We start from the raw sequence: 11,016 nt of genomic DNA, 5'->3' as shown, positions 1-11,016 counted from the left end.
CTTTCCGGGGTGCGGGGCGGGGCCCCGCAGCTCCTGCCTGTTCCCTTCCTCTCCTGCGTTTCCTGCCTTTTCGGAGGGTTGCTTGACTTTGGTGCAGGGGTGGGGCAGAAATTGAGAAATGGGGGCGCGGCAGTCGCGTCCTTTGAACTTTTTTTTTGACGAGAGGCCGGCATGTATTTCAGGAACACCTGACGCATTTTCCGCAGAGACAAGGTGTGTCTTGCCGGCTTTTTGTTGCAGTGGCGTTTTGCGCCGTTCTCTGCGGTAATTCGTTGTTCTCTGAAAGGTGCCGCCTCGAGTGAGAGGTGAGCATGAATCGCATTCTTTCCGCTTTTGCGCTGGTACTTCTCAGCGCGTCTCTGGCCGTGGCCGCGCCTCTGGACTCGTTCAAGGGTCAGAAGGGCACGCTTGACATTGCGGGCGGCACGGCCCACATCCCGGTGATGAAGAAGGCAGCCGAGGCCATCATGAGCGCGAATCCCGACGTTCGCATCACGGTAGCCGGCGGCGGTTCCGGCGTGGGCGTGCAGAAGGTGGGCGAAGGTCTTGTGCAGATAGGCAACACGGGCCGCGCGCTCAAGGACAGCGAGGTTGCCAAGTACGGTCTTGAAACGTTTCCCTTTGCCATTGACGGCGTGGCCGTGGCGGTGAATCCGGCCAACAAGGTGACGGCGCTGACCAAGGCGCAGGTGAAGGACGTGTTTGCCGGCAAGATCACCAACTGGAAGGAGCTCGGCGGCAGCGACGCTCCCATATCCCTGTACGTGCGCGAAGACGGCAGCGGCACGCGCGAAACCTTTGAAGAGCGCGCGCTCGACAAGGGCACGTCGGTGCAGAGTGCGAACGTGGTGAACTCCAACGGCGCCATGAAGACCGCCATTGCTCAGGATCCCAACGCCATCGGCTATGTGGGCATCGGTCATCTTGACGCTTCCATCCGCGGCGTCACCGTGGACGGCATGGTTCCCTCGCAGGAGAACGCTTCCGACGGCAGCTACACCATCACGCGTCTTCTTTACATGAACACCAAGGGCAAGCCGCAGGGGCTGACCGCGCTGTTCATCGACTACATCTACTCCGAAGACGGCAAGGGCTTCATTTCGTCTTCCGGCTACATTCCGCTGGACAGAAAGTAGGCCTCGCATGAGAAACGCAGAGGTGTCCATCCGGCCCGGAGGCCGGAGCGGGGAAGCGGGCCTTGCCGTCATACGTCTTGCCGTGGCGCTTGCCATGGCGGGCATGGTGCTGCTGTTTCTCATGGTCGTCGCCTTCGCTCTGCCCGCCTTTGTTCAGGGCGGGGGCGGCGGCCCGTTTTCCTGGTCGTGGGCCCCGGGGAGGGGAGAATTCGGCATTCTGCCCATGGTGGCGGGGTCGCTTCTTGCGGGGACTCTTGCCGTGGTTCCCGGCTGGATCATGGGGCTTTGCCTGTGCTGCTGGCTCATGGCGCCGGAGTGCGCAGGGCGGCCCGGGCCGTGGCGCACTCTTGTGGGCGCGCTGGTGCGCGTGATGACCGCCATTCCCACCGTGGTGTACGGCTTTGCCGCCGTGTTTCTGCTTGCTCCCGTCATACGCACGGGGCTCGGCGGTTCCGGTTTTTCCTGTCTGACGGCGGTCATCATGCTTTCCGTGCTCATGCTGCCCACGGTGGTGCTGGTGCTTCAGGCCGGTCTCGGGCCGCGTCTCGACGCCGTGGCGCTGACGGGGGCGGCCATGGGGCTGTCGCGCATGGAGCTTTTGTGGCATCTCGTCATTCCCGCCTCGCGCGGCACGCTCATTTCCGCCGCGGTGCTCGGCTTCGGCCGCGCCGTGGGCGACACCATGCTGCCGCTCATGCTTGCGGGCAATGCGCCCGTCATGCCGTCGTCGCTGCTGTCGAGCATGCGCACGCTCACCGCACATATGGCGCTTGTCACCTCCAATGAGGTGGGCGGGGCCGCCTACGATTCCCTGTTCATGGCCGGGCTGCTGCTTCTTGTCATCAACGGCGCGGTGAGTCTCGTCATACGCCGCCTGGGGGGCAGGGCATGAGGCGCTTTTCCTTTCTTGTGTTCCGTGCGCTCTGCACGCTGTGCGCCGTGCTCGTGCCGTGCCTTGTGCTTGTGCTCATGGGCTATCTTTTCCGGCGGGGCCTGCCCGAGCTGGGACTGGATCTTCTGTTCGGCCGCGCCGATCCTCTGGATGCCGTGCTCGGCCGCGTACCGGTATGGGACGGGCTGTGGCCCGCCTGCGTGGGCACGTTCTGGCTCGTGGTGCTTACCGTGCTGCTTGCGGTGTTTCCCGGCGTGGGCTGCGGCATTTATCTTTCCGAGCTTGCCTCGCCGCGGCAGAAGCGGATTCTGGGCGCGGCGGTGGACATGCTGGCCGGCATGCCTTCCATCGTCATGGGGCTGTTCGGCTTCATGCTCATTCTTCTGTTGCGCCGCACGGTGCTGCCCGATGCGAACACCGGGCTTCTGCTTGCTGCCGGCTGCCTTGCGCTTCTCGTGCTGCCCGTGCTGACCGCCTCCGCGCGCGAGGCCATGGCCGCCGTGCCCGATTCGCTGCGTCTGGCTGCGGCAGCCTGCGGCTTTTCCCGCGCGCAGGCGCTGTTTCATCTGTTTCTGCCCGCCGCGGCGCGGGGCATTCTGGGCGGCGTGGTGCTCGCCGTGGGACGTGCCGCCGAAGACACGGCCGTCATTCTCTTCACCGGCGTGGTGGCCAACGCGGGTCTGCCTTCCGGTCTGCTCGGCAAGTTCGAGGCGCTTTCCTTCGACATTTATTACATTTCCTCCCAGTATCAGGACCAGCAGGAGCTTCTGCGCGGCTTCGGCGCGGCCACGCTTCTGCTCGTCATTTCCTGCCTGCTTCTTGCGGCGGCGCGCGTTCTTGAGCGCGGCTTCCGGAAGAAGTGGCAGACAAAGGCCTGACTCATGGACAATCCTGCCTCTTCTCCCGTGCTTCTGGTGCGCGATCTTTCCGTTTCCTTCTTTGACCGGCCCGTGCTGCGGCAGGTGAACCTTGCCGTGCCCGCCGGGGGCATAGCCGTGCTGGTGGGGCGCTCGGGTTCGGGCAAGACCACGCTTCTGCGCGCGGTGAACCGGCTCAACGACGAAGTTGCCGGATGCCGTACCGAAGGCACGGTGGAACTTGTGACGAAGCGGGGCAGGCTCAACGTGTTTCCCGGCACGGGGCCGGATGCCGTGACGCTGCCCGAGCTGCGCCGTCGCGTGGGCATGGTGTTTCAGACGCCGCAGGTCTTTCCCGCAAGCGTGTTTTCCAACGTGGCCATGCCCCTTGCCGTGGCTGCGGGCTGTCCGCGCTCCGAACTTGAAGACAGGGTGCGCGACGCGCTCGTGCGGGCCGATCTGTGGCACGAGGTGGAAGGCCGCCTTGCCATGAGCGCCGAGCGGCTTTCCGGCGGTCAGCAGCAGCGGCTCTGTCTGGCCCGGGCGCTGGCTCTTGAGCCCGACGTGCTCCTGCTTGACGAGCCCACGGCCTCGCTCGACGTGCACGCCGCCCGCCGTGTCGAGGAACTTCTGCTTGAGCTTGCCGGGCGCCTGCCCGTCATCATGGTGTCGCATGGACTCTCCCAGAGCCTGCGGCTTGCTTCCTTTCTGGCGGTCATGGAGGAAGGGCGGGTGATCCGTACCGTCTGCGACACGTCGGGCATGACGGAAGGCGACCTTGAACGACTGCTCGACGGAGAGGAAAAGCCGTGCGACGCGCAGACGATGCGCGGAAAAACGGCGTGACGGGCGCGGGAACCATGTCTGAAGGAATTCCTTCTTGCCGTCCGGCGGCGGGGAGGCTATAAACGAAAAGACGCGTGCGTGCGCGCAACCGAGAATTGAAGGAGAAGGCCAGAGATGCCCAGCTATGAAGAAATCTTCACCCCTGAATGCCTGAACGAAGTGTTTCCTCCCGAACGCACCGACCAGTTTTTCGAGGCGCTGTTCGGCGATCCTGAAGACGGCGCGTACGACATCCGCCTCGCGCTGCTTTCCGCGTCGGACAAAAAGCTCGATTTCCTGTTCGAGCTGCATCAGCGCGGCGACGCCTGCCTTGCCTGCAACCTCACCCACGGTCTGCCTGCGGTGTTCCTGCGTCATCCCATCATCAACATCAAGGGCGTGACCGCAGAACTGGCCCGTCGCGCGGACTGGCCTGACGGCTCCTGGGAATGGAAACTCGGCAGCACCGACGAAATATCCCGCGCGCTGCACGTCATTCCCCTTACCCTGAAACGCATTGATTGAGATTTCGGGCTTTTTTTGCTTGACTAACACCCCCAATGGCGCTATGTCTTTTCGACCGGAAGGGTCGTTAACTCAGTAGGTAGAGTACCTGCCTTTTAAGCAGAGAGTCGCGCGTTCGAATCGCGCACGACCCACCATGAATTTCAGGAGACCGTGCTTTGCAGCATGGTCTCTTTTTTTTTGCATGCCGCCCGGGCATGGCGTTCCGGATACGCCGCCCCGGGCATGGCGGGCGACATCCGTTGAGGCCGGGCGTTTTGCGCCGGTCTCTTGCGAGTCTCTCACGCACGTTACGGACCACGGCGTCGACGCCTGGTCTTTTTTTTTGTACGTGCCCCCGGCCGCGGCGAGCCGGAGCGAGTGATGCCCGACGGTTCTTGGCGGCCCCGTTCTTCTTCGCTGTTCACTTCTTCCGAAGCGCCGACCGAAACGGCATTTTCCGGTCGCGCCGGAAGGGAAGGGGGGGGCGGGCCGGCATCTTGCGTCGTCTGTTTTGGGCGAGTGCAATCAGGTGATTATTTTTCAATTTTAACAAATTATTATCTTTTTATTTATTTTTTATTGACAAAAACGTTGATCGGCGTAAAACCTGTTCCATAATTTGTACGCTCCGCAATTATTCTGGCATGCGACATCCGGAAGAGGAAAAAGGTGGAGCAGAGCAGCTGCCGGGCCTGCGGCAGCTTTCGGGAAAAATCATGAAGAAACTTGTCACCCTCCTCATGGCCGCCGGAATGACGGCCTCCGTCTGTTCCCCCGCTTCGGCCGTCGACGTCAAAATGGACGGCAGATATCAGTTCCAGTTTCAGACCGGTTCCGAAGGGTTCCGCGGTCAGAACACCGATTATGCCATTCAGCGTCTGCGTATCGGCATGACCTTCCTTGCCGGAGAAAATCTTTCCGGTTATCTGCAGCTTCAGGCCGGAACGTATGACTGGGGTTCGGATGTCACGGGCAACAACATTGCCGTGACCATGCGTCAGTCCTACATCGACTGGCTCGTGCCGAATACCGACATCAAGGTCCGCATGGGCCGTCATGCCTTTGACCTGCCTTCCTACGCCAGCGTGTCGCCCATGATCGCCGACCTTGTGGCCGACGGCGTGGTGGTTTCCGCGCCCTTTGCCGACCGCTACCAGTTGACGGGCTTCTGGACGCGCATGGCCCGCGGCGTCAACGGCTATGGCGACGTCACCGACGTCAACGCTCCCAAGTACGACCTCTTCGGCCTTGTGGGCAACGCCGCCTTCGACGGCTTCACCGTGTCCGCCTGGGCCATTTACGGTTCCAAGGGCCACACCGACGGCTTTGAGCCCGACAACCTTACGGCTCAGGGCAACATCAGCGGAGCCGGTCGCGCCAACATCATGATTTTCGGCGCGGGCATGGAATGGAAGCCCTTTGATCCCGTCACGCTGGCCCTCGACGTCGCCTGGGGCCGTTCCCACTATTCCGACTCCCATGATCAGGAAGGCTGGTACGCCGTGGGCAAGGCTTCATATGCCCTCGATTTTGCCGAACCCGCCATCATGGGCTGGTATGCCTCCGGCGACCGCAAGGGCCGTCCTGAAAATTCCGGACAGATTCCCATTAGTTACGGTGACTTCAACGGCACGAGCACCTATTTCGACAATACCTTCGGGCCCGTGGGCGGCCATCGCTGCAGCTTCGGCGGCACCTGGGGCGTCAGCGCTCAGCTCAACGGAATGTCCTTTATCAGCGACCTTTCCCACGACATCAGCGTCACCTACATAGGCGGCACCAACAGCAAGTACAACGGCGGCTACGGCGACGGCTACAACTACCTCACCGTCGACGACTCCGCCGTGGAATTCGACGTTCTTTCCACGTACCAGCTCTACAAGAATCTGACCGCGGCCCTGGAACTTGCCTACATCATCGAAGACTTCGACACCTCGGCCTCGCACGGACGCAGCGGCAGCTATGACGACGACTGGCGCGCCGCCTTCCACGTCGAATACAAGTTCTGATCCCGTCGCATCTGTCGGGAAACATCCGGCTGGGGGAAAACGGGCGTGAGGGCGTCATCCGCAGGGCGCTCCGACGGCGTTTTCCCCCAGCGTCCCCGCGCAGGCGGGGAGTATGCGTACAGCGTCGTCGTCCACGACACTCTTCCCCCCGGTCCCCGCGTTTGCCGTCGTGCGAACGCGGGGACACTCGTACAGGAAGCGAAGCTCGCCGCATCGAGGGCCGGGGAAGCGCCGCGTCCCGGGCATTTTTCGGGCCGCAGGCTCATGTCGGCCTCCTGCCGGGCCCGTGGTGCTGCACGTTTGCCGTTCCGGTTCACGAAAGGGCCGGAGCAGGAATTTTCGATGCCGGAGCGTGTCGGCTCAAGCGCTTCCGGCGTTTTGTGCCTGTCCGGAGCGCGCTCCCCTGGCTCTCGGAAAACGGCGGGAGGCTCCCGCAGAACGCCCGGCGGCGGGGAAGCGCCGCTTCGCTCACGGCGTGCTTCACAGGGGAAGCGCGGGGCGTTTTCCCGTGACCGGAGCCTGACGCATCATGTCCCGGCCGCGTTCTTTCTCCTGTCCGCCGGATCCGGTTCCGGCGTTTTTCTTTGTCCGACGCGTTTCGCCTGCCTTTCCGGGAGCCTCCTGCGCGTCTTTTTCTTGTCTGCCTCTCGTTCTTCCTGCGCCGTTTCGCGTCGATGCCCTGCTCGTTTGTGTTTTGGAGACGCAGCGTATGCGTGGGCGTCATGTTTTTTTAATAAAAATGAAATTCTTTTTCAATTAACTTGACAGGCGCATTATTTTGGGAGAGGTTTTCTTCTGCGTATGGACACCCCGCACAGGCTGAGGGCGGAAGCAAAGGTTGAGGGGCCGGAGAACGTTCCTGCAGGGTGGCGCGAGAATGACCGCCAGTCGGTCAAACGTTCGGGAAACGACGAATGAAGAAGATCACCACACTTTTTCTTGCGGCCGCGCTCATCATGGCTGCATCCGGCCCCGCATCTGCCGTCGACGTCACCATGGACGGCGAGTATCTCTTCCAGTATCAGACAAGCTCCGAGGGCTTCCGCGGACAGAACACGGACTACACCGGTCAGCGGCTGCGCGTGGGCATGACCTTCAGCGCGAACGAAAGCCTTTCCGGGTATCTGCAGATGCAGGTCGGCGAATACGACTGGGGCACCGATACTTCCGGAACCAACGAAGAAGTCTTCATGCGTCAGGCCTACGTCGACTGGCTTGTGCCGAACACGCCCGTCAAGGTACGCATGGGCCGTCATGCCTTCGATCTGCCTTCCTACGCCAGCACGTCGTCCATGATTGCCGATTTTGTGGCCGACGGCGTGGTGGTTTCCGTGCCCTTTGCCGAAAACTATGAGCTCACCGGCTTCTGGACGCGCGCCGCCCGCGGTGCAGACCGCTTCGGCGACACGTCCGACATTCACGCGCCCAAGTACGATCTGTTCGGTCTTGTGGGCAATGCCTCCTTCGACAGCTTCACTGTGTCTCCGTGGGCGATATACGGGACAAGGGGCGACTTCATGAACGAAGAGGGCGAACGCACGCTTCCCGACGTCGTGACCGCCCAGGGCAACATGACCGGCCTGGGCCGCGCCGACATCATGATCTTCGGCACGGGCATGGAGTGGAAGCCCTTCGATCCCGTCACCCTCGCGCTCGACGCCGCATATGGTCGCGCCGACTATTCCGCGTCGCAGGATCAGGAAGGCTGGTACGCCGTGGGCAAGGCTTCCTACGCCATGAGCTTCGGCGAGCCCGCGCTGCTTGCCTGGTATGCCTCCGGCGACAGGAGCGGCCGCGCCATGCATTCCGGTCAGATTCCCATTATCTACGGCGATTTCGACGGCACGAGCACGTATTTTGATGCCGCATGGGGCATAGTCGGCGGCCATCGCACCTCCTTCGGCGGAACCTGGGGCGTCAGCATGCAGCTCGGCGGCGTGTCCTTCCTCGAAGGCTTGTCCCACGATTTCAGCGTGACCTACTTTGCGGGAACCAACAACAAGAACAACGGCGGCTACGGCGAGGGCTACGACTATCTCACCACCGAAGATTCCGCCGTGGAACTCAACGCCCTGACCACATATGACATTTACAGGAATCTGACGGCGGCTCTTGAGCTGGCGTACATCTTTGAGGACTTCGACACCGCGACGGCTCACGGCCGTTCGGGATCGTCCTTTGATAACGACTGGCGCGCCGCGCTTCATTTCCGCTACAGCTTCTAAGACCGGCGCCTGACGCCGGACGCGCGGCTGCTCATCCGGTCGCGCGTTTTTTTGCGTTTCGGGCGGCCATGCCGGAAAAACACGGCGCGGCCTCCTTGAAAGAATCGTCTCCCCTTCGGCCCGTTTTCGCCCATCGTAACGTTTGGTGCGGAAACGGGCTTTCGGCACTTCGTTTTCCGAGAATGCAGACGCAGGCCGGAAGTTCAGTGCCGGCAGGCTCGTGCCTGCGCCTTTCGTGCTCAATGAGGCGGTCATGTCCGCGCGGTCTTCGGCCCTGATTAAAAAAGAAGGCCCGTTTCTCCTGCGGGGGAGGGGGGAGAAACGGGCTGGTCCGGCATGGCCGGGATGCCGCTATCGGCCCTGAGGTCTTTTGTGCAGGAGGTGACTGAAGACGAAGGGCCCGGCGGCAATGAGAGCTTCCCACGTAGGTATCATGGAGACCACGGAGGCCACGAGCATGAGGGCAATGCCGAACCACATGTTGAGCGGGATGCTTTCGCCGAGGACGATCATGGCAAGAATGGGGGCGAGCACGGGCTTGAAGAAGAACACGAGCGAGCCCTGCATGGCGGAGGTGGCTTCCATGCCCATGAAGTAGCAGGCGTAGCCGCCCGCAGTGACGAACACGCATATATAGAGCACGTTGAGAATGTTGTCTGCGGTGTAGCCCGTAAAGAAGGGCATGTTGGCGAACATTCCCATGCCTGCCGACTCAAGGAGGGAGGCCACGGGGCCTATGTGACTTATGAGCATGAGCACGATCATTTCCGCGCTGGCGGCAAGGCAGCTGAAGCAGGTGACGGCCACGCCGGAATACTGCGCGCACTGCTTTTTGCCGAGCACGGCGTACAGGGCGAAGGTGGCTGCGGAAAGCAGCACGAGCACGATGCCCGTGGGATCGACACTGATGTGCAGAGGATCAATGATGATGACGGCCGCCGCCACTTCCATGACCAGCGCCGCAATGTGCTGCGGACGGATGTCGGCATGCAGAATGAGACAGGCAAAGCCCAGCACCAGCACGGGATTGCAGCTGAACAGCACGCTTACCACCGAGGCCGGAGCGTACAGGATGGAGACCTGATAGAGCATCATGCTTACCACGAGGCCCACAAAGCCGAGCCACGCAAAGCCCTTCCATGCGGCAGGCGTGACCGTGGCGTTGTGCTGCCTCAGCCCGCGCAGCGCAAAGGGAATGAGCAGAATGCCGCCGACAAGAAAGCGGGTGCAGGTAAGCTGCATGGGATTGAAGTCGCCTGCCACGGTCTTGAGCGCGACTTCCATGGAGCTGAAAAAGATGGTGGCCAGAAAGATGAATATATATCCGCGATTCATGATGTCATGTCCTGCCTGAAAGCATTTTCGGCGCGCCGAGTCTCTCCGCGCTCCGGGCTCTCTTGCCTATAGCAGGGGCGAGTGATACGGTAAAATGCTCATTTGATATGGCAGTCATATTAAAAACGCATGACAGGAAAAGGGCATGGAGCTGAACTGGGAACTTTGCCGGGTGTTTTATCACGTGGCGCGCTGCCGGAATTTCAGCCGGGCGGCGGCCATGCTGTTCACGAGTCAGCCTGCGGTGTCGCGTTCCATGGCGGCGCTTGAGCGGGAGCTCGGATGCCGTCTGTTCATACGCAACCGGCGCGGCGTGGAGCTCACGCCCGAGGGACGGATGTTCTACGCCCACGTGGAAGCGGGCTGCGAGCAGTTCCGGCGGGGACGCGAGGAGCTGGAACAGGCGGTGGGCCTTCAGTCGGGCAGCGTGTCCATAGGCGCGAGCGAAACGGCGCTGCGCGTCTGGGTGCTGCCGAGGCTCGACCGCTTCCACGCGCTCTACCCGGGCGTCAGACTGCACCTGTACGGCGGCACTTCGCGTCAGGCCGTGGAAGAGCTCAAGTCTGGAGCCATAGACTTCGCCGTGGCCGCCGTGTCCGGCGAAGACTTCCGAGGTCTCAAGGAAACGCGCCTCTCCTCGTTCAGCGACCTGTTCGTGGCTTCCCCGGCCTTCGAGGAACTCCGGAACGTCCCCCTCTCCCTCGCCGACATCATGCGCCACCCTGTCATCTGCCATAAGCGCGGCTCCCTGACCTTCGATTTTCTGGAAGGTCTGTGCAAACAGCACGGCCTCGAATTCGCCCCCGCCATGGAACCCGATACCTCAGAACTCGTCCTCGAACTCGTCAGACACGGCTTCGGCATAGGCTTCCTCCCCTCGCTCGCCGCCGCCCGCGCCCTCGCCGAAAACTCCGTCTTCCCCCTCAGCCTCTCCACCCCCCTCCCGAAACGCTCCATAAGCCTCCTCGAATACGACGGCCATACCCTCAGCCTCGCCGCCCGTAAACTCCGCGATATCCTTGTCGAAGACGCCGAACAGTAAAAAAACGCAGGAAAGACGGGAGAGGAAGGAGACAGGCAGGAGAGGCGGGGCGCTGCCCCGCACCCCGGAAAGGCACAGGGGCGCGGCCCCTGAACCCCGCCGGGGGAGTCCCCCGGGCCCCCGGGAAAGGCAATGCGGGGGAAATAATTCCCCCCGCGCCCCCCTGTTTCTTTCAGCTTGCTGCCAGC

General features: G+C 62.2%; 10 protein-coding genes and 1 tRNA gene. 10 read left to right on the top strand and 1 reads right to left on the bottom strand.

Annotated features, from left to right (window positions below):
- Positions 1-311 precede the first annotated feature (311 nt).
- The 9 genes from Q0J81_RS08350 to Q0J81_RS08310 all read left to right on the top strand — a co-directional run bounded on the left by Q0J81_RS08350 (position 312) and on the right by Q0J81_RS08310 (position 8,451).
- Positions 312-1,136 (top strand): phosphate ABC transporter substrate-binding protein, encoded by an 825-nt coding sequence (locus Q0J81_RS08350; RefSeq protein ID WP_294447154.1) that lies wholly within the window; start codon positions 312-314, stop codon positions 1,134-1,136.
- 7 nt (positions 1,137-1,143) lie between these two features.
- Positions 1,144-2,028: a PstC family ABC transporter permease gene (locus tag Q0J81_RS08345; RefSeq protein WP_294447153.1), complete on the top strand. Its 885-nt coding sequence runs from the start codon at positions 1,144-1,146 to the stop codon at positions 2,026-2,028.
- Complete coding sequence (locus Q0J81_RS08340; protein WP_294447152.1) at positions 2,025-2,906, top strand: PstA family ABC transporter permease; 882 nt, start codon at positions 2,025-2,027, stop codon at positions 2,904-2,906. Before Q0J81_RS08345 ends, Q0J81_RS08340 begins: the two co-directional genes overlap by 4 nt.
- A 3-nt stretch (positions 2,907-2,909) precedes the next feature.
- The gene (locus Q0J81_RS08335; protein WP_294447149.1) at positions 2,910-3,731 is read left to right on the top strand and encodes a phosphate ABC transporter ATP-binding protein; all 822 of its coding nucleotides are present in this window, start codon (positions 2,910-2,912) and stop codon (positions 3,729-3,731) included.
- A gap of 114 nt (positions 3,732-3,845) precedes the next feature.
- Positions 3,846-4,235: a pancreas/duodenum homeobox protein 1 gene (locus Q0J81_RS08330; protein WP_294447148.1), complete on the top strand. Its 390-nt coding sequence runs from the start codon at positions 3,846-3,848 to the stop codon at positions 4,233-4,235.
- A gap of 61 nt (positions 4,236-4,296) precedes the next feature.
- Positions 4,297-4,372 (top strand) — tRNA-Lys (locus Q0J81_RS08325).
- Between the two features lie 226 nt (positions 4,373-4,598).
- Entirely contained in the window at positions 4,599-4,835 is a 237-nt protein-coding gene (locus tag Q0J81_RS08320; RefSeq protein ID WP_294447146.1) for a hypothetical protein, read from the top strand.
- 98 nt (positions 4,836-4,933) lie between these two features.
- The gene (locus Q0J81_RS08315) at positions 4,934-6,226 is read left to right on the top strand and encodes an outer membrane homotrimeric porin (protein WP_294447144.1); all 1,293 of its coding nucleotides are present in this window, start codon (positions 4,934-4,936) and stop codon (positions 6,224-6,226) included.
- A gap of 914 nt (positions 6,227-7,140) precedes the next feature.
- A complete protein-coding gene (locus Q0J81_RS08310; RefSeq protein WP_294447143.1) occupies positions 7,141-8,451 on the top strand; it encodes an outer membrane homotrimeric porin in 1,311 nt (436 codons plus the stop codon).
- Positions 8,452-8,802: 351 nt separating this feature from the next.
- Here Q0J81_RS08310 and Q0J81_RS08305 read toward each other — a convergent pair whose 3' ends face one another.
- Complete coding sequence (locus Q0J81_RS08305; protein ID WP_294447142.1) at positions 8,803-9,786, bottom strand: DMT family transporter; 984 nt, start codon at positions 9,784-9,786, stop codon at positions 8,803-8,805.
- A gap of 145 nt (positions 9,787-9,931) precedes the next feature.
- On the opposite strand from Q0J81_RS08305, the gene Q0J81_RS08300 reads away from it, so the two are divergent.
- Entirely contained in the window at positions 9,932-10,828 is an 897-nt protein-coding gene (locus Q0J81_RS08300; RefSeq protein WP_294447141.1) for a LysR family transcriptional regulator, read from the top strand.
- Positions 10,829-11,016 lie beyond the last annotated feature (188 nt).

Origin of the sequence: uncultured Mailhella sp., assembly GCF_944324575.1 — a bacterium.
Classification (GTDB): Bacteria; Desulfobacterota; Desulfovibrionia; order Desulfovibrionales; family Desulfovibrionaceae; genus Mailhella.
This window is presented reverse-complemented; position numbering and strand designations above follow the sequence as displayed.